The following is an 18,294-nucleotide window of genomic DNA, read 5'->3' as shown; positions in this document are numbered from 1 at the left end:
CTTATACCTTTAAATTGCTTTATTTAGAGGGTTGAATTTTAGTGCGTCTTGTAAATGGCTAGGTGAGAAGTGTGCATATCGCATTGTCATCTTTATTTCAGAATGTCCGAGTATTTTTTTTAACACAAGAATGTTACCACCATTCATCATAAAATGACTTGCAAAATTATGTCTTAAAACGTGAGTTAATTGTCCTGCTAGAAGTTCAATTCCTGCACGCTCAAGAGCATTTCTAAATGCGTAATAACATGGGGTAAAAAGGCTTCCATTTTTCTTTGGTAATTCCTCGAGCAATTCGTTCGATATGGGAAATGAACGATTACGTTTCCCTTTTGTTTTTATACAAGTTATCTTTCCTGCCGCAATCTGTGAACGCTTTAATTTTTCTCCTTCACTCCATCTTGCGCCGGTAGCTAAACAAATTCTCACTATAATTTCGAGATCTTTAGCGTTGCTGTTTCGGCATTCAAGTAAAACAGTTTTGATCTGTTCATCCGTTAGATAAGACATTTCACTTTCATCGATTCTAAACTGTCTTACGTTTTCTAAAGGATTTGGAGCTTTCCATTCTCCCAATTTTTTCAGCTCATTGAATACAGCAAGAAAATAAGCATGTTCAAGATTCATTGTTCGAGGGGAAATTTTGGATACTCGTTTCGTCCTGGCAAATTCACCTTCAAGTCTTTTGGCCCGATACGCAGTGAATAGTTGTGCATTAAACTCTGTAGCTAATGGCGATCCCATACACTCCGCAGCCCACAGCATAGAGCTTTTGCGCTTCTCACCATCATTCAAAGTGATGCCATGACGATCAAACCAGAGATGCACTAAATCAGACAAGCGGCGGCTGTCTTTGCGTTCCCCAAGCCAAGGGGAATCATCAATTTTTTGCAGTGTATAATTTTCGAAAGCAAGCGCTTCGCCTTTGGTGGAGAACTTCTTGCGGATGCGCTTGCCATCTTTGCCATTGGTACGGTCTACAGTATAGAAATCTGCAATCCATTGGCCATCAGCTAGTTTTCTTACAGGCATAACTTAACCGTTTAGAATTCGTTGTTTTTGCTGTTGGAACTCTTCGTCACTCAGAATTCCTTTTTCTTTGAGTGCGGCTAAACGCTCCATTTGAGAGATAAAATCATCTGCCTGTGGTTTAGCTTGCTCAACTTGTTGCGGAGCTTCGTTCTGAGCGTTGCGGGTCGAATTGATCAGGTTTGTGAAAGGAATAACCGATGTCTTCATGACATTTTTGATGGTGTATGTCTGACCGCTTGTGGAGATCATAATCTCACCAAGAATCAGCCCAGTTTTCCCACCAACACTTACAATGTTTTTAAGGTTAACATCGACCTGTTTCACGCCAAAAACCATGCCCTTATCCAGGAAGATAATTCGCTGGTTTGTGAGCGTTATTAGCCAGGTATTTCCGTCCATCGCCCCGCTTGCAACTGCCAGCGGTTGCTCACCTGAATTGAGGATATTGGGTAAGTGGAAAAATTCTTTTTTTGTGCCAAACGTTGAATCAGATACGACCTTTGCAAGGCGTGTGAATTCTTGTTTTAGCTGATCTTTTGAAGCTGTTTTATAGTCAATCATTATGAAGTCCCTATCTTATTTTACAGTTAGCACAACCCTGCCAATAATTTTGATGTCATCGATGGCGCAATCAAATGCCATACCTACACCGCTAATACGTACCTTACCAACTGGGATGCGGGTGAGGGTGCGAATACTCGTTTTTCCTTCCACTTCGACCAACCAGTCATCGTCATAAACTTCGGAGAAAGACTGATCAACGATGTACTGCATGAAACCATCAATGATGCACATTGGTTTCTGTGGCAGTGGCTTACCCGGCAAGAATGCCACTTTGTCCAGCATTAGCATGCCAGCTTCATAGAGTTGACCATCAACAATCTTTCGGCGTGGGACCTTGAGGATATCTAATTCATCGTCGTCAAACTTAGGGCCCCGACCAGTCGCAAGCCACTCTAAATTTGCACCTGTTTCAGCAGCACATCTCACGACGATATCAGCAGGAAAAATTCCACGCTTATAGCGCGAGGAGAGAGAGCTTGCTGCCATGTCCAGATGTTCCGCGAGCTGTAACTTCTGCGTAAAGCCGTAAGCCACAATCACCCTATCCAGGATAAGGGTGCTATCAACATCAAGGTCAATTTTGAATTTGCTAATAAAGAATCGACACTTTCAAAATCGAGAACTTAAAATTTTTAGTTATCGTAATTCGAATTAGCCTGGCTCCGTAGTTTGAATGTTGCCTTATATAACCCTGTATTGCCGTACAGGCTAACTGACGGAGTTTGCACTATGCGCCCCAACATTACAATCATTATCCAAGAGCCATACCTGCCATTAGATGAGTATTGCCGCCGCACTGGCACCAACAAAGAAACCGCTAGAAACCTGATTGAATACGGAAAATTGCCAATTAAACCGAAAGGAAAGCAAAAGAAAGGGTTGGTTGAGATCAACATGGCCGCTCTTACCATTCAGGCATTAAGCGAATGTGATATTTCGCTTAATGCGTAAAGAATCCTATCGATTAGTTAAAGGCAAATCATGTTTGATTTTCAGGTTTCCAAACATCCCCACTATGACGAAGCGTGTCGAACTTTCGCGCAGCGTCACAACATGGCGAAGCTGTCAGAGCGCGCGGGGATGAATGTTCAAACGCTACGTAACAAGTTGAACCCGGAGCAGCCTCACCAGTTCACTCCGCCAGAGTTATAGATGCTGACTGACCTGACTGAAGACTCGACTCTCGTCGATGGCTTTCTGGCTCAGATCCATTGTCTGCCTTGCGTACCGGTCAACGAAATGACGAAAGACAAATTGCAGTCCTACGTCATGCGCGCCATGAGTGAACTCGGCGAACTGGCAAGCGGCGTAGTTTCAACAGAACGCCTGACCCCAGCTCGTAAGATCTCAATGATTGAGAGCATTAATGCCGGTACCTGCCAGCAAATCACAGAGCTTAAATTAAAGCACTATACGATCTGCGAATTAGCAAAAAAATCTTCCAAGAAAACTCCGAATTCGCAATTTTTGGTTTAATGATTTCGGGAATCGTCACGATGTATCGACCGTCTCAGAGCCTATGTCGACGGTATATCTAGCGGTATATCTAGCGGTATGTCTGGCAGGAGAGGGCCGGAAAATTCGCGGATGTGCCTTACCCCATGAGCTGTTAAGAAATGATAAGGTTTTTGGACACACGCTGCCGGAAACTACCACCATGAGGCTTACCGGTTTATATCCGAAAACTTAGCGTGATCGGCTATTGCCGCTTTCCATGCGGGGCGCGGAGTATAAAACGCAGTATTGCCCCAAAAAGTATAATTCCGCACTTTTGACCACTTTTTAATTCCGCACTGAAACGCAGGTGATATGCGGCCTGAGAGGTGTTTTTTTCGCAGAATGATTCCGCAGTGAAAATGCGGAAAAATTAAATTGAACAAAATATGCACATGTTCATTTTGCATTGTTCTTCGTTGGAATCTGTGAACCAACATTTATGGGGCTGAACTAACCTCCTTTTGCTGAATGTTGGTTCGCATAAATCCAGTGCTGGTGCGACTTAAAGAGCCGTGAACCAACTGAACCAACGTTTTTTCTGTGTCTATATATACGTTTTTATTGTGTCTGGGCTGGCAGGTTAGCCGGGAACCACCAGCGCCGGTGGCCGGGGGGGATTGCAATCACTGCAGGCTATGGATCGCCATACGGCCCGCTTCATCGAATTTTTACACCCGCGAAAATAAAAAATTAGGGTAACGAATAAAGCAGGTAACTGACGTGCTGGTGGGATGGTGTTTTAAGCACCTTTCGGACTGAGGAACATCAGTAAGCCTGTGCCGACGATCGCGCCAAGAAAACCATAACCGCCGATGAAGTACATGGCGATCAGTCCAGAAAAATTCACTACGGACAGCAAAACACAGAAAAGTAAGGAGGACAGTTTATTTTTTTTGAGGCTATCAATGCTGCCCCAAACTCCCAGCCCAGCGAAAGGCAAAAGCAGAAGGCCCGAATTCAGCAGCGCTTTTTCATTCGTTAGATTTCTACAGCCATAGGAACAGCCAGCATAAGCATTATTGAGAGGGGCAAACAGAACCGAAGCAGTGATGAAGATCCGTTTCAATCATACCCCTTGCAGTAGTGGTTACTGCATGAAGCTCGTTAGATCCAGGAGTGTATAACGGTCATAAATTAACCATGTATCACTATGGTTCCCATTTCAAAATATCCTGGAGGATTTAGGGCTGGTGGGTGAATTCCCCGCCAGCCCTTGCTGTATCTGGTGGCCCCTGCTGGACTTGAACCAGCGACCAAGCGATTATGAGTCGCCTGCTCTAACCACTGAGCTAAGGGGCCGTGGCGGTGAATTATAAAGTAACTCCCCGCAGCAATCCAGCCATTCACACCTGCCTGCTGTTTTTATAAACAATGCATAATCAATCCTTTATACTTCCTTAACGATGTATCCATTGGGAGTAAAGATGATCAACGACATTCTGGCCCCGGGCCTGCGGGTGGTGTTCTGCGGAATCAACCCCGGCAAGTCCTCGGCGCACACCGGTTTTCACTTCGCCCATCCGGGAAATCGCTTCTGGAAGGTGATCCATCAGGCAGGCTTTACCGACAGGCAGCTCAAGCCCGAAGAAGAGCAGCACCTTCTGGATACGCGGTGTGGGATCACCATGCTGGTCGAACGCCCCACGGTGCAGGCAACGGAAGTAAACCTGCATGAGCTGCGCACTGGCGGGCGTGAGTTGATCGGGAAAATTGAAGACTATCAGCCTGCCGCGCTGGCGATCCTCGGCAAGCAGGCCTACGAGCAGGCGTTCAGCCAGCGCGGGGCGCAGTGGGGCAAGCAGAGTATAAGCATCGGCGTCACGCAGGTATGGGTGTTGCCGAACCCGAGCGGATTGAACAGGGCAACGCTGGACAAGCTGGTTGAGGCGTATCGGGAACTCGATGAAGCCCTTATCGTGCGCGGGTTGTAGCTGCCGGAGCCAGAGGCTCCGGCATCATCATCAGAACTCGAAACGGGCACCCATGTTGTAGCGGCGTCCTTCCAGGATGGAAGACTGGTTGTAGGACGTTTTGTATATCGGGTTTACGTCGAACAGGTTGTAGACCCCCGCCATCAGCGTGATGCGCTTGTTGAGGTGGTAGCGTGCGCCCATGTCGACCAGCGCATAGGCTTCTGTGGATGTCGATTTGCCGGTGTTTGGCGTATTGCTGCGCCAGCTGGCTTTGGTCCACAGCTCAAGGTCGTTAAGCGCGCTCCACGTCAGGGACAGGTTGGCCATGCTGCTCGGGAATTCGTTCAGCGCTTCACCCTTGTACTGACCGCTCTTTTGCTCGCTGTGGGTGTAGGTATAGTTCGCGTTCGCCTTCAGCGCTGGCGTCACCTGCCAGTCGCCGTTTAGCTCCAGGCCATAAATCTCCGCGTCGCTGACGTTGAAATACTGGGAGACCTCTTCTGCTTCATACCCGTTGTACACACACTTCTGCGTGGCGGTTGCCGTACAGATGGTGTAATCGCTGATCTTGTCTTTAAATTTGGTGAAGAACACGGTGGCATCCAGCGCAAGAGTGTCCTCCTGCCAGTAGACGCCCAGCTCGGTGTTGACGCTCTGTTCCGGCTTCAGGTCATCGTTGCCTATGCCGATAAAGGAGTACGGATAGGCGCCGTAGACGCTGGTGAAACCTTCGTTGTTCTCACGCAAATCCGGTTTTTTATAGCCTGCCGATACGCCGCCCTTCAGCGCCCAGCTTTCATCGAGGGTCCAGTTACCGTAGAGCTTCGGCGTCACGTGGTAGCCAAAGTAGCTATCGTGATCCAGGCGTGCAGAGGTCGTCAGGATAAAGTCAGGCACCATCATCCATGCATCTTCGGCAAAGACTGCCCAGCCGTTGCGGGCGATCTTGCTGACCGGGGTCACGCCCGGCACTTCCTTGTCTGCAATACCGAAGGTGTCGTCCAGTTCATTGCGCGTGAAGTTAATCCCCAGCGTCAGCTTGTGATCGCCAAGCGTAAAGGTGTTCGCGCTGTTGGCCTCGTAGTTTTTTTGCTTGATGAACTGCGAGCTCATGCCCGGCACGCGATATTCGGTTTTGGCGTTCTCGTAGCTGACGAAGTTCTTCACCTCCAGCAGATCGTCGCCGTACCAGGCGTGCTGAGCGAGCGACGCGGCATCACGATCGAAGTCCCACTGCCAGGCTTTATCGTTGTGCGATTTTACCTGGTGCCCCTTAACGACGTTCAAATCCCACAGCTGGGTATCGGTCGGAGACATATTGATGGTGGCATCCAGGTTCCCGGCCTGGTGCTTCACAAAGCGCTCGTCGTTCTGGCTGTCGTCATCGCGACGGTCAAGATAATCCGCCGCCACGCTCACCCCGAGCTTGCCCGGAATGACTGGCCCCATCAGGAAGGCGTTGGTCTGGTTGGTGTTGCCGTACTCGCTCTTCTCCTGCAGGAAGTAGTTATCTTCCAGCACGCCGGTCCATTTATCCAGGTTATAGCCTTTTTTGGTGATGACGTTGACCACGCCGCCGATAGAGTCGGAACCGTACAGCGAAGACATCGGCCCGCGAATCACCTCGATGCGCTCGATAGCCGCCATCGGCGGAAGGAAGGCCGCTTCAGTACCGATGTGGTGCCCGTAAGGACGGGATTCGCGGGTACCCTGTTTGATGCCGTTGACCATGTAAGAGGTATAGGTCGAGTCCATACCGCGCATCTGGACGTCGCCCGTGGCAAGGCTTCCGTTACCGTTGCCCACCAGGACGCCGGGCATCTCGCGCAGCGCTTCGGTGACGTTTTGATTCGAACGGGTGTTAAGCTCTTTTTCGCCGACGACGGAGATGGTGGCCGGTGCCTCGCGGCGCTCCTGTGCAAAACCGGTGGCGGTGACCACGAGCCGATCTTCATCAGCAGGCGTTGTTTCTTCAGCGAAAACGGTCGCAGGAAGGGTGGCGAGGGCGAGCGACATCGCCAGCGCCGTACGTGTCTGGTTAATCACAGCGTGCTCCTCAGAATTGGGTTAGATCGAGTTTGAGCACGTAGTCAGCCTTGTTGGCTTTCTCATCCTGCTTCACGCTGACGAACAGCGTTTTACCGTCAGGTGAAAGCACCATGCTGTTCGGCATGGCTGCCGTTTTGACGGTGTGCTTCAGGCTGTAGTTGCTGGCATCGATAATGCTGATCTGACGGGCATTGCGGTGGGTGACATACACTTCGTTGCGCGCGGCGTTGTAGACCGCGGCGATAGAGTTCGGGGTTGGGACGCGATGAACGATCTTGCCGGTGCCGAGCTGCACAACCAGCACGTCGGCAGTATTGGTATCCGCGATAAAGCCGACGCCTTTGGCGGTATTCAGGGCGATATTCAGGAAGTAGTGCTTAGGTTCGGATGGGTCAACCTTCACGCGGGAAAGCACCTGGGACGTTTTGCCATTCAGAGTGACTAACTCGCCTTTGCCGGTGACGGCGTAGACTTTGTCGCCATCTTCATCGACGGCAAAGCCGACCGGATCCATGCCTTTCAGGGCATGCAAAAGCCTCTGGTTCTGCGTGTCGACAACCCACAGCACGCCTTTACCTTCACTGCCGATGCCGGAGACATACAGGCGGTGGTGTTTCTTATCAAGAACTACCTCGCGGACGTGTGCTTTATTCTCAGCATCCGCAAGCTGGAGGGTTTTCACTTCTTTGCTGGTGCGGGTATCGAGCAGCGTCACTGAGCCATCCAGCGCGTTGCCTAACCACAGGATATGGTTGGCGTCATCGAGTGAAACCGCAAACGGGCGGCGCTGGGTAGTAATGCGCTCATCTACTTTTAGTGAATCGGCGGCAAGCTGGAACACTTCTCCGGCGGTTTTGTCTTTCTCGAACGAGGGGGCAGAGGCCGCGTAGAGGGCCTGTTGTCCGGCGTCATAAGCCAGTTCGTAAACGCCGTGACCCAGCGTCTGAGTGGAAAACTGATTTTCCGTGAAGTCCTTTGCCAAAACAGAACCCGCATGAAGGGCTAGGGAAATCGCGAGCGCACAGAGGGATTGATTTTTTAATGTTCTGAAATTCATGTAATTTTTCTTTACAGTAGTTTACGAAAAGAAAAATGATAATGAAAATAAATATCATTTACAATTGCATGTTCGCGCTGTTACCCCTACCAATTTTTGTACTCTGCGGAAAATCCGCAAAAAAAAAGCTCCCCGGAGGGAGCTTTTCAATAACGGGAACGATTAGTCGTCCAGGAAGCTGCGCAGCACTTCAGAGCGGCTTGGATGGCGCAGCTTACGCAGCGCTTTCGCTTCGATCTGACGGATACGCTCGCGGGTAACGTCGAACTGTTTACCCACTTCTTCCAGCGTGTGGTCGGTGTTCATATCGATACCGAAACGCATACGCAGCACTTTCGCTTCACGGGCGGTCAGGCCAGCCAGAACGTCGTGCGTGGCGGCACGCAGGCTCTCGGTGGTCGCAGAGTCCAGCGGCAGCTCGAGGGTGGTATCCTCGATGAAATCACCCAGATGCGAATCTTCATCGTCGCCGATTGGCGTTTCCATGGAGATTGGCTCTTTGGCGATCTTCAGCACTTTGCGGATCTTGTCTTCCGGCATCAGCATGCGCTCGGCCAGCTCTTCCGGCGTCGGCTCGCGGCCCATCTCCTGCAGCATCTGGCGGGAGATACGGTTGAGCTTGTTGATGGTCTCAATCATATGCACCGGAATACGGATGGTGCGCGCCTGGTCTGCGATAGAGCGGGTGATCGCCTGACGGATCCACCATGTCGCGTAGGTGGAGAACTTGTAACCACGACGGTATTCAAACTTATCTACCGCTTTCATCAGACCGATGTTGCCTTCCTGGATCAGATCCAGGAACTGCAGACCACGGTTGGTGTATTTCTTGGCGATAGAGATAACCAGACGTAAGTTCGCTTCAACCATCTCTTTCTTCGCACGGCGGGCTTTCGCTTCACCGATGGACATACGACGGTTAATGTCTTTCACCTGCTCGATGGTCAGGCCGGTTTCTTCTTCAATCTGCTGCAGCTTCTGCAGGCCACGATGGACGTCTTCCTTCACGTCGTGCAGTTTTTCAGACCACGGCTTGTTCATCGCGATAGCCGCGTTGAACCAGGTTTCGCTGGTTTCGTTACCGGTGAAGAGAGTGATGAAGTTCTTCTTCGGCATTTTGCACTGCTCAACGCACAGCTTCATGATGATGCGTTCCTGGGTGCGTACGCGATCCATCATCACGCGCATGCTGTTAACCAGGTAGTCGAACTGTTTTGGCACCAGGCGGAACTGTTTGAATACTTCAGACAGCTTCAGGATCTCTTCCTGAGCGGCGGCGTGGCTGCGGCCTTTTGCCTTGATGGTATCGCGGGCCAGTTCGTACTGGGTACGCAGCTCGCCAAACTTCTCACGCGCCAGTTCAGGGTCGATGCTGTTGTCATCGTCGCTGTCGTCTTCTTCTTCCTCGTCTTCTTCTTCGTCGTCATCCATCTCTTCCTGAGACAGTTCAGAACCGACGTGAGTGGCGGTTGGCGCCATATCTTCTTCAGCGTTCGGGTCGACAAAGCCGGTGATAAGGTCGGAGAGGCGAGCTTCTTCAGCTTCAACGCGATCGTACTGCTCCAGCAGGTAGGTGATCGCTTCCGGGTATTCGGCAACAGAGCACTGCACCTGGTTGATACCGTCTTCGATGCGTTTCGCGATGTCGATTTCGCCTTCGCGGGTCAGCAGTTCAACGGTACCCATTTCGCGCATGTACATGCGGACCGGGTCAGTGGTACGCCCGATTTCAGATTCCACGCTGGACAGTACCTGTGCAGCAGCTTCTTCCGCATCTTCGTCAGTGTTGTTGGAGGTTTCAGCCAGCAACAGATCATCGGCATCAGGTGCTTCTTCCATCACCTGAATACCCATGTCATTGATCATTTGGATGATGTCTTCGATCTGATCTGAATCGACGATATCTTCCGGCAGATGGTCATTGACCTCGGCATAGGTCAGATAGCCTTGCTCCTTACCGCGTTGGACAAGAAGTTTCAGCTGTGACTGCGGGTTTTGCTCCATAAGACGGTATCCACACTTAATTCGTTTGATTGGTGTCGGCGGTGGGGCTGCCAACCTTTAAAGCGAGGGCGTACTTATATTTTTGCCGCTGCCTCTCAGTGCGGCTGCCGGGGGCTTCCCGATCGATATTCGGCACTTAAGCCGTTAAATACTTTTGTCTTTCACTTATTTTCTTGCCAGTTCCTGGTTAATCATCCAGAGCTCCCGGCGTTCTTCGCTGCTTAAGCCGTGCGTGCGCTCGCGAGCGATCAGCTCTTCCTGGCGCAACTCAAGCATCGAATCAAACATATGGTTGAGTGAGTCGGTGAACGTTTTTTCTGCGATATCCTTATCTGCTATATCGTCCCACATCGACAGTTTTTCAAGGGTAGCGGCCTCTTTTGTGCCGCGATAATGTTCTAAAAGTTGTCCGGTGGTCAGACCTGGCTGCGACAAACAAGTGTTGACCAGTTCTGAAAATAAGCCAAGTCCGGGCAATTTTTCGTGGTTCAAACCCGCCAGCGACGGCACCTGCGGAGCAAGTTCGGGGTTTTGGACCAGTAACCCTATCAGTATACGCATGGTTGTGCGTTTTAGCTGAGGCGCGGGGCGAACCGTGCCGTTTTCAGCCTGTTTTGGCATTAAACGTTCAAGCTGGCTGTCATCCAGAATGCCGAGCTTATTGCCTAACTCCTGACGCAGATAGATGCGCAGCGTTTCGCCGGGCACCTGAGTAATTAGCGGCAGCGCCAGCGTGCTGAGCTGCGCGCGCCCGTCAGGGGTACTCAAATCGACCCGCGGCATCAGGCTGTTAAACAGAAACGTGGAGAGCGGCTGTGCCTGCTCCATCCGCGCTTCAAACGCCGCTTTGCCCTCTTTACGCACCAGCGTATCCGGGTCTTCACCGTCGGGCAGAAACATAAAGCGCAGCTGACGCCCGTCGGTCATGTACGGCAGCGCGGTTTCCAGCGCGCGCCAGGCGGCGTCGCGTCCTGCGCGGTCACCGTCGTAACAACAAATCACGTTGTTCGTGACGCGGAACAGCAGCTGGATGTGATCCGCCGTGGTGGACGTCCCTAACGACGCAACCGCGTAGTTAATGTCGTACTGCGCCAGCGCAACGACGTCCATATAGCCTTCGACGACCAGAAGACGCGGAGGTTCCGCATTATCCTGCTGCGCCTCATAAAGACCGTACAGCTGGCGGCCCTTATGGAAAATATCGGTTTCCGGGGAGTTGAGGTACTTCGGCATGCCGTCACCCAGCACGCGACCGCCAAAACCAATCACCCGGCCACGCTTGTCGCGGATCGGGAACATCACCCGTTCGCGGAAGCGGTCGTAGCTTCGTCCCTGGTCGTTGGTGACCAGCATGCCTGCATCGATGAGAGACTTACGATCTTCGCTATTGCCGCCAAAACGCTTTAACACGTTGTCCCAGCCGGGCGGGGCGTAACCAATAGCGAAACGCGCAATGACATCGTCGCTCAGTCCGCGCTTGTTCAGATACTGACGCGCAGGCTCAGCCGCAGAGTGCTTAAGAGACTGTTGATAAAACGAATTCAGGCCATCCAGCAGTTGATACAGCGTTTGCCGTTGATGACGCTCGATCTGACTTGGCCCGCTGCCGGCTTCATAGGGCACTTCAAGGTTATGCATCGCCGCCAGCTCTTCGACGGTTTCAACGAACTCGAGCTTGTCGTAGTTCATCAAAAAATCGACGGCATTACCGTGTGCGCCACAGCCGAAGCAGTGGTAGAACTGCTTTTCACCGTTTACGGTGAAAGATGGGGTTTTTTCGTTATGGAACGGACAGCACGCATGGTAGTTCTTGCCCTGCTTTTTTAGCTTTACCCGCGCGTCGATGAGATCGACGATGTCGGTTCTGGCAAGCAGGTCATTGATGAAAACGCGTGGGATTCTTCCGGCCATATGCCCCGTTATTTTTAGTGACTCATAAACGAAAACAAGCCGCGCATTCCTTCCGGAAGCACGGCCTTACGACTATTACTCTGTCTGTCAATTGAGGGCATTGGCCCTCAACAGATTAGTACAGACGAGTACGGCGTGCGTTTTCGCGAGCCAGTTTCTTCGCGTGACGTTTCACAGCGGAAGCTTTAGCGCGCTTACGTTCGGTCGTTGGTTTTTCATAAAACTCACGACGACGAACTTCAGCCAGAACACCTGCTTTCTCGCATGAACGTTTGAAGCGACGCAGTGCTACGTCGAACGGCTCGTTTTCACGTACTTTAATTACCGGCATGTAACTCTCACCTTTAATAAATTCGGTTTGCCGCTGGCATCAACGCCAGCTTATTTCAAAATGGTGCGGAATTTTACTGCAAATGCTGCTGCTTTGTAAAGCACCGATGCGATTTTGAAAGGGACTTTAATAAGGGTGAGGAGTATACACGAGCCTTCTTCCTGGGGCGAACAAAGTTTTACATCAACCCGCCCAGGCTCTACACTGCGCGGTATTGAAACGAGGTAAATCAAGTCATGCGTGTACTGGGTATTGAAACATCCTGCGATGAAACCGGCATCGCCATTTACGACGACGAAAAAGGGCTTCTGGCCAACCAGCTGTATAGTCAGGTGAAATTGCACGCTGACTACGGCGGCGTTGTGCCTGAACTGGCCTCTCGTGACCACGTGCGTAAGACGGTTCCCCTGATTCAGGCGGCGCTGAAGGAAGCCGGATTAACGGCAAAAGAGATTGATGCAGTGGCGTATACCGCAGGCCCGGGCCTGGTCGGCGCGCTGCTGGTTGGCGCTACCGTTGGCCGCTCGCTGGCCTTCGCGTGGGATGTTCCGGCGATCCCGGTCCACCATATGGAAGGGCATCTTCTGGCGCCGATGCTGGAAGACAATCCGCCTGAATTCCCGTTTGTCGCGCTGCTGGTCTCCGGCGGCCATACCCAGCTGATTAGCGTAACGGGCATTGGCAAGTACGAGCTGCTGGGCGAGTCCATCGACGACGCCGCCGGTGAAGCCTTCGACAAAACCGCCAAGCTGCTGGGGCTGGATTACCCGGGTGGCCCGATGCTGTCCAAAATGGCGTCGCAGGGAACGGAAGGGCGTTTTGTCTTCCCGCGTCCGATGACCGACCGTCCGGGGCTGGACTTCAGCTTCTCCGGGCTGAAAACCTTCGCGGCTAACACGATCCGCAATAACGACAACGACGAGCAGACCCGTGCCGATATCGCCCGCGCGTTTGAAGATGCGGTGGTGGATACGCTGATGATCAAGTGCAAGCGCGCGCTGGATCAGACCGACTTTAAGCGTCTGGTGATGGCGGGCGGCGTGAGCGCCAACCGCACGCTGCGCGCGAAGCTCGCCGAGATGATGCAAAAGCGTCGCGGAGAGGTGTTCTATGCCCGTCCGGAATTTTGTACCGATAACGGCGCGATGATTGCCTACGCGGGTATGGTGCGCCTGAATGCGGGCGCAACGTCCGACCTGAGCGTGTCCGTGCGTCCGCGCTGGCCGCTGGCGGAACTGCCGGAGGCGTAATCCCTCACCCTAACCCTCTCCCACAGGGAGAGGGGATCGTTTGATTACACCCGCAGCATCCCTTTCGCTTCCAGAAACGCAATAATCGTCGCTAAGCCGTCACCCGCCTTCAGGTTGGTAAACGTCCACGGGCGCTCGCCGCGCATGCGGTTGGTATCGCGCTCCATCACCTCCAGCGACGCACCGACGTACGGCGCGAGATCGGTTTTATTGATCACCAGAAAATCGGATTTGGTGATCCCCGGCCCGCCCTTGCGCGGAATTTTTTCCCCTTCGGCCACGTCGATCACGTAAATAGTCAGATCCGCCAGCTCCGGGCTGAAGGTCGCGCTCAGGTTGTCGCCGCCGCTTTCAACGAAGATCAGATCCAGATTGCCGAACTTCTCGCTTAACGCTTCCACCGCCGCCAGGTTCATTGAGGCGTCTTCGCGGATGGCAGTATGCGGGCAGCCGCCCGTTTCCACGCCCACGATGCGCTCCGGCTCCAGCGCGCCCGCCTCGGTCAGGATGCGCTGATCCTCTTTGGTGTAGATATCGTTGGTCACGACCGCGAGATGGTACGTGTCGCGCATCGCCTTGCAGAGCGCTTCCAGCAGCGCCGTTTTGCCCGATCCCACCGGGCCGCCCACGCCTACGCGCAGGGGATGTTTGTAATCAGCCATGTTGACTCCTCAGGAACGGAATAGTCGTGAATATTGGGTTTCGTGGCGCGCGGAGGCGATGGCCGAAAGCGGCGTCGCTGCCCCCAGCGCGTCGTCACTGCGTAAAAATGCCTGTTCAAACCCGGCGGCGTAGTGGTCGCTTAGCTCGATGATCAGCTGCTGCGCGGCCTGCTGCCCAAACGGCACCAGCTTGACGCCCGCCATCACCGCGCTCTCCATCCAGCTGTAGCCGAGGCTCAGCGCCAGCTCGCGCATGCTAATGCCCCAGCGCACGCCGAGCCAGGCCATGCCGCAGAGCTGGCTTTGCATAAACAGCGGCAGCCATTCTGTCGGGCAGTCTGGCTCCCAGCTTTTGATGAGGCGCGTAAAGGCCGCGCCGCGGTTGCGCTCCTCTTCGCGCAGCTCGCGCGTTTCCCGGCAGGCGAGAAGGTATGCCGTCCAATGTTTTGCCATTGCCAGATCCTGCTGCTCGCAGGCCTGGAACAGCCGGGTAAACAGCGGCAGATCGACGCAGAAAAAGCTCTGCTCCATCTGCTGGATCTGCCAGCGTTTAAAGGCCTCGGCATTCGTGACCCAGCCTGCCTCAACGGCCCACTCCAGCCCCTGCGACCAGGTAAACGACCCGACCGGCAGGCTGCTGCTGGAGAGCTGCATCAGGCGCAGCCTCTGGCGGGCGTGCTCCATCAGCTCATCAGCGCCAGCAGGGCGGAGACGATCAGCCCGCCGCCGAAGGTTTTACGCAGGCCGTCGTGACGTCGCAGCTGCAGTCCTGCGGCAAAGCTGGCGCACAGCACCGTGGCGCTGGCCAGCATAAACCCGCTGGTGAAGAGCCAGAAGCTGTGGCCGGACATCTCCACGCCGTGCGCCCAGCCGTGGAACATCGCCAGGGCAGGCACCGCCAGCAGCAGGCGGTTTTCAGTTTTAAACATCATTACGCCGGATACCGCCAGCGAGGCGATAATCAGCATCTCCATGCCGCTAAAGCCGCCGAGCAGGCTGCCCGCAATCGCGCCGACAAGCATCATCCCGAGGGTGGCAAGCGGCAGCAGAAGCCTGCGGCCGCTCAGGGCCGAGAGCACGCCCGCGCCGGTCAGCATCAGCAGGTGATCGAGCCCGGTCAGCGGATGGAGAAAACCGGCCTGAAAGCTGTCGGTGCCGTGGCCGGGATGGGCGAGCGCCGGAACGGAAAAGGCCAGAAGCAGCAGAGGTAAATACTTACGCATGATTGATCCTTAATGTGAATGAGCGTGAGAGTGGCTGTGGGCATCGCTGGTATAAGCGCCCGCTTCCGGTTCAAACGGCAGGCTGGCGTAGGCCATCTCCAGCCCGAACTGGCGCAGCATGTCGTCAAGAACGTGGTCGTGGTGATAGCGTAGCTCGCCGGGCATGATCTGCAGCGGCACGTGGCGGTTGCCCAGGTGGTAGCAGGCGCGGGCGAGCAGGAACGGATCGGCGCAGCGCACCACGGAAACTGACTCCGGGGCGGCGATCACCTCGACAACCTCGCTGCCGTCGTCGGTAGTCAGCAGGTCGCCCCCGCGCAGCAGCAGGCCGCGCGGCAGCATCAGCCCGGCTTCGCGGCCGTCGTTCAGCGATACGCGGGCGCGGCTTTTCACCCGCACGTCAATCGGCAGCGTGACGCTGGCGGTGACGGGGTGGGCATGGTCCAGACGTTGGGTTAAATAGATCATCATCACTCCTCAAAACAGGAAATAGCGTTGCGCCATCGGCAGTACGTCAGCCGGTTCGCTGGTTATCAGTTGACCGTCGACGCGCACCTCGTAGGTTTGCGAGTCGACGGTGATGTTCGGCTGCAGGGCGTTGTGGATCATGTCCGCCTTTTTCACCGTCCGGCAGCCTTTCACCACCGCCGTGGCGCTTTGCAGGTTGAGCTGCTGCGGGATGCCGTTCGCACTGGCGGCCTGCGAGATAAACGTCAGCCGGGTGGCGTGGCGCGCGGCGCCCAGCGATCCAAACATCGGACGGTAATGCACCGGCTGCGGCGTAGGGATTGAGGCGTTGATATCGCCCATCGGCGCGCAGGCGATCATCCCGCCCTTGACGATGGTGGCGGGCTTGACGCCGAAGAACGCCGGGGACCAGACCACGAGATCCGCCAGCTTGCCCGCCTCAATCGAACCGACTTCGTGGGCGATGCCGTGGGTGAGCGCCGGGTTAATGGTGTATTTGGCGACATAGCGCTTCACGCGGAAATTGTCGTTATCGCCGGTATCTTCCGGCAGCGCGCCGCGCTGGACCTTCATGCGGTGCGCCACCTGCCAGGTGCGGATAATCACTTCCCCCACGCGGCCCATCGCCTGCGAATCTGACGAGGTCAGCGAGAACGCGCCGATGTCGTGCAGCACGTCTTCCGCGGCGATGGTTTCCCGACGAATGCGGGATTCGGCAAACGCCACGTCCTCGGCGATATCCGGATCGAGGTGATGGCAAACCATCAGCATGTCGAGATGCTCGTCGATGGTGTTCACCGTGTAGGGCAAGGTCGGGTTGGTAGAGGAGGGCAGAATATTCGGGTGCGCGCAGGCGGTGATGATATCCGGCGCGTGGCCGCCGCCCGCGCCTTCGGTGTGGAAGGTGTGGATGGTACGCCCGGCGATAGCTGCCAGCGTGTCTTCGACAAACCCGGACTCGTTCAGCGTGTCGCTGTGCAGCGCCACCTGAATATCCATCTCTTCCGCCACCTCCAGCGAGCAGTCGATCGCCGCAGGCGTCGCGCCCCAGTCTTCGTGAATTTTCAGCCCGATAGCACCGGCGGCAATCTGTTCCCGCAGGGCGTCCGGGTTGGAGCCGTTACCCTTGCCGAGCAGGCCGATATTCACCGGCAGGGTATCGGCAGCCTGCAGCATGCGGGCGATATACCATGGCCCCGGCGTGCAGGTGGTGGCGTTGGTGCCCGCCGCCGGTCCGGTGCCGCCGCCGATCATGGTGGTGACGCCGGAGACCAGCGCCTCTTCCGCCTGCTGCGGGCAGATCCAGTGGATGTGGGTGTCGATCCCGCCAGCGGTGACGATCTTCCCCTCGGCGGCGATGACTTCCGTTGCCGCACCGATCGGGATCGTCACGCCGGGCTGAATGTCCGGGTTGCCGGCCTTGCCGACGGCAAAGATCCGCCCGTTCTTCACGCCGATATCGGCTTTAACGATCCCCCAGTGATCGACGATCAGCGCGTTGGTCAGGACCAGATCCACGCACCCGTCAGCGGTCATTTGACCCTGACCCATGCCGTCGCGGATCACCTTTCCGCCGCCGAACTTGACCTCTTCGCCGTAGATCGTGAGATCGTCCTCCACTTCGATCCACAGCTCGCTGTCGGCCAGCCGCACTTTATCCCCGGTTGTGGGGCCGAATATATCGGCATACGCCCGGCGTGAAATGTCAGCCATGTTTCACCTCTCCCATTACGTCACCGCGAAAGCCAAAAATGCGCTGCGCGCCCGCGATCTGAACCAGCGTCACCTCGCGCTTCTGGCCGGGCTCAAAGCGCACGGCGGTGCCCGCCGGGATGTTCAGGCGGTAGCCCTTGGTGGCTTCCCGATCGAACTTCAGCGCCGGATTGACCTCGTAAAAGTGGTAGTGCGATCCAACCTGGATCGGCCTGTCGCCGTGGTTTTCGACGATCGCGATTTGGGTTTCTCGCCCGACGTTGAGAGCAAGAGTGCCGGGCTGGATCCGGTATTCGCCTGGGATCATCATGCGCTCCTTAGACGATAGGGTTGTGGACGGTGACGAGCTTGGAGCCGTCCGGGAAGGTGGCTTCCACCTGAATATCCGGGATCATCTCCGGCACGCCTTCCATCACCTGATCGCGCCTCAGGACGTGGCAGCCCGCCTCCATCAGCGAGGCAACGGTTTCGCCATCGCGCGCGCCTTCCATAATGAAGGCGCTAATCAGTGCGACCGATTCCGGATAGTTGAGCTTTACCCCGCGCGCAAGGCGGCGCTCGGCAACCAGCGCGGCGGTAAACAGCAACAGCTTGTCTTTTTCTCTGGGGGTCAGTTCCAT

The 18,294-nt window shown here is 54.7% G+C and carries 19 protein-coding genes, 1 tRNA gene and 1 pseudogene; 4 read left to right on the top strand and 17 right to left on the bottom strand.

Features of this window, described 5'->3' with window-relative positions:
* Window positions 1–9 precede the first annotated feature (9 nt).
* From VPX56_RS19630 to VPX56_RS19620, 3 genes are read right to left on the bottom strand one after another with little or no spacing between them, the layout of a single operon-like run.
* Entirely contained in the window at window positions 10–1,032 is a 1,023-nt protein-coding gene (locus tag VPX56_RS19630; RefSeq protein WP_326468450.1) for a phage integrase, read from the bottom strand.
* A 3-nt stretch (window positions 1,033–1,035) separates the two neighbouring features.
* Window positions 1,036–1,593, bottom strand: coding sequence for a PH domain-containing protein (locus tag VPX56_RS19625; RefSeq protein WP_326468448.1), 558 nt, complete (start codon window positions 1,591–1,593; stop codon window positions 1,036–1,038).
* Between the two features lie 15 nt (window positions 1,594–1,608).
* Window positions 1,609–2,190 carry a phage repressor protein CI gene (locus VPX56_RS19620; RefSeq protein ID WP_326472137.1) on the bottom strand — a complete coding sequence of 194 codons (582 nt, stop codon included), beginning with the start codon at window positions 2,188–2,190 and terminating at the stop codon, window positions 1,609–1,611.
* Between the two features lie 135 nt (window positions 2,191–2,325).
* Here VPX56_RS19620 and VPX56_RS19615 point away from each other — a divergent pair, with 135 nt between their 5' ends.
* Together VPX56_RS19615 and VPX56_RS19610 are read left to right on the top strand one after the other, a co-directional pair.
* On the top strand, window positions 2,326–2,547 hold the full coding sequence (locus VPX56_RS19615; protein ID WP_326468446.1) for a regulator: 222 nt from the start codon (window positions 2,326–2,328) through the stop codon (window positions 2,545–2,547).
* A 30-nt stretch (window positions 2,548–2,577) separates the two neighbouring features.
* A pseudogene (locus VPX56_RS19610) lies at window positions 2,578–3,072 on the top strand (phage regulatory CII family protein).
* Window positions 3,073–3,832: 760 nt separating this feature from the next.
* On the opposite strand, the gene VPX56_RS19605 reads toward VPX56_RS19610, so the two are convergent.
* Together VPX56_RS19605 and VPX56_RS19600 are read right to left on the bottom strand one after the other, a co-directional pair.
* On the bottom strand, window positions 3,833–4,159 hold the full coding sequence (locus VPX56_RS19605; protein ID WP_326468444.1) for a hypothetical protein: 327 nt from the start codon (window positions 4,157–4,159) through the stop codon (window positions 3,833–3,835).
* A 157-nt stretch (window positions 4,160–4,316) separates the two neighbouring features.
* A tRNA-Ile gene (locus VPX56_RS19600) sits at window positions 4,317–4,392 on the bottom strand.
* A gap of 125 nt (window positions 4,393–4,517) precedes the next feature.
* Here VPX56_RS19600 and mug point away from each other — a divergent pair.
* Entirely contained in the window at window positions 4,518–5,024 is a 507-nt protein-coding gene (mug, locus tag VPX56_RS19595; protein ID WP_263611210.1) for a G/U mismatch-specific DNA glycosylase, read from the top strand.
* 30 nt (window positions 5,025–5,054) lie between these two features.
* Here the strand turns inward: mug and VPX56_RS19590 are convergent, their stop codons facing one another.
* From VPX56_RS19590 to rpsU, 5 genes are all read right to left on the bottom strand, one after another.
* Window positions 5,055–7,052: a TonB-dependent receptor domain-containing protein gene (locus tag VPX56_RS19590; protein WP_131633461.1), complete on the bottom strand. Its 1,998-nt coding sequence runs from the start codon at window positions 7,050–7,052 to the stop codon at window positions 5,055–5,057.
* Between the two features lie 10 nt (window positions 7,053–7,062).
* Complete coding sequence (gene yncE, locus VPX56_RS19585) at window positions 7,063–8,112, bottom strand: 7-bladed beta-propeller protein YncE (protein ID WP_326468441.1); 1,050 nt, start codon at window positions 8,110–8,112, stop codon at window positions 7,063–7,065.
* A 162-nt stretch (window positions 8,113–8,274) separates the two neighbouring features.
* A complete protein-coding gene (gene rpoD / locus VPX56_RS19580) occupies window positions 8,275–10,116 on the bottom strand; it encodes an RNA polymerase sigma factor RpoD (protein WP_131633463.1) in 1,842 nt (613 codons plus the stop codon).
* A 165-nt stretch (window positions 10,117–10,281) separates the two neighbouring features.
* Window positions 10,282–12,027, bottom strand: a complete 1,746-nt coding sequence (dnaG, locus tag VPX56_RS19575; protein ID WP_131633464.1) for a DNA primase — start codon at window positions 12,025–12,027, stop codon at window positions 10,282–10,284.
* A gap of 115 nt (window positions 12,028–12,142) precedes the next feature.
* Window positions 12,143–12,358, bottom strand: coding sequence for a 30S ribosomal protein S21 (rpsU, locus tag VPX56_RS19570; protein WP_001144069.1), 216 nt, complete (start codon window positions 12,356–12,358; stop codon window positions 12,143–12,145).
* 236 nt (window positions 12,359–12,594) lie between these two features.
* Between rpsU and tsaD the strand changes: the two genes are divergently transcribed.
* Window positions 12,595–13,608 (top strand): tRNA (adenosine(37)-N6)-threonylcarbamoyltransferase complex transferase subunit TsaD, encoded by a 1,014-nt coding sequence (gene tsaD, locus VPX56_RS19565; protein ID WP_131633465.1) that lies wholly within the window; start codon window positions 12,595–12,597, stop codon window positions 13,606–13,608.
* A 44-nt stretch (window positions 13,609–13,652) separates the two neighbouring features.
* Here the strand turns inward: tsaD and ureG are convergent, their stop codons facing one another.
* The 7 genes from ureG to VPX56_RS19530 are packed head-to-tail and all read right to left on the bottom strand — an operon-like array spanning window position 13,653 to window position 18,294.
* The gene (gene ureG / locus VPX56_RS19560; protein ID WP_131633466.1) at window positions 13,653–14,270 is read right to left on the bottom strand and encodes an urease accessory protein UreG; all 618 of its coding nucleotides are present in this window, start codon (window positions 14,268–14,270) and stop codon (window positions 13,653–13,655) included.
* Between the two features lie 9 nt (window positions 14,271–14,279).
* On the bottom strand, window positions 14,280–14,954 hold the full coding sequence (locus VPX56_RS19555) for an urease accessory protein UreF (RefSeq protein ID WP_326468437.1): 675 nt from the start codon (window positions 14,952–14,954) through the stop codon (window positions 14,280–14,282).
* Window positions 14,954–15,493, bottom strand: coding sequence for a HupE/UreJ family protein (locus VPX56_RS19550; protein ID WP_326468435.1), 540 nt, complete (start codon window positions 15,491–15,493; stop codon window positions 14,954–14,956). The genes VPX56_RS19555 and VPX56_RS19550 overlap by 1 nt, the downstream gene beginning before the upstream one ends.
* A gap of 9 nt (window positions 15,494–15,502) precedes the next feature.
* A complete protein-coding gene (gene ureE / locus VPX56_RS19545) occupies window positions 15,503–15,961 on the bottom strand; it encodes an urease accessory protein UreE (RefSeq protein WP_326472136.1) in 459 nt (152 codons plus the stop codon).
* A gap of 9 nt (window positions 15,962–15,970) precedes the next feature.
* Complete coding sequence (ureC, locus tag VPX56_RS19540; RefSeq protein ID WP_326468433.1) at window positions 15,971–17,674, bottom strand: urease subunit alpha; 1,704 nt, start codon at window positions 17,672–17,674, stop codon at window positions 15,971–15,973.
* Complete coding sequence (locus tag VPX56_RS19535; protein ID WP_326472134.1) at window positions 17,667–17,981, bottom strand: urease subunit beta; 315 nt, start codon at window positions 17,979–17,981, stop codon at window positions 17,667–17,669. Before VPX56_RS19535 ends, ureC begins: the two co-directional genes overlap by 8 nt.
* Window positions 17,982–17,991: 10 nt before the next feature.
* Entirely contained in the window at window positions 17,992–18,294 is a 303-nt protein-coding gene (locus VPX56_RS19530) for an urease subunit gamma (RefSeq protein WP_326468431.1), read from the bottom strand.

Source organism: Enterobacter wuhouensis, from assembly GCF_035835995.1.
Lineage (GTDB): Bacteria > Pseudomonadota > Gammaproteobacteria > Enterobacterales > Enterobacteriaceae > Enterobacter > Enterobacter wuhouensis.
This window is presented reverse-complemented; position numbering and strand designations above follow the sequence as displayed.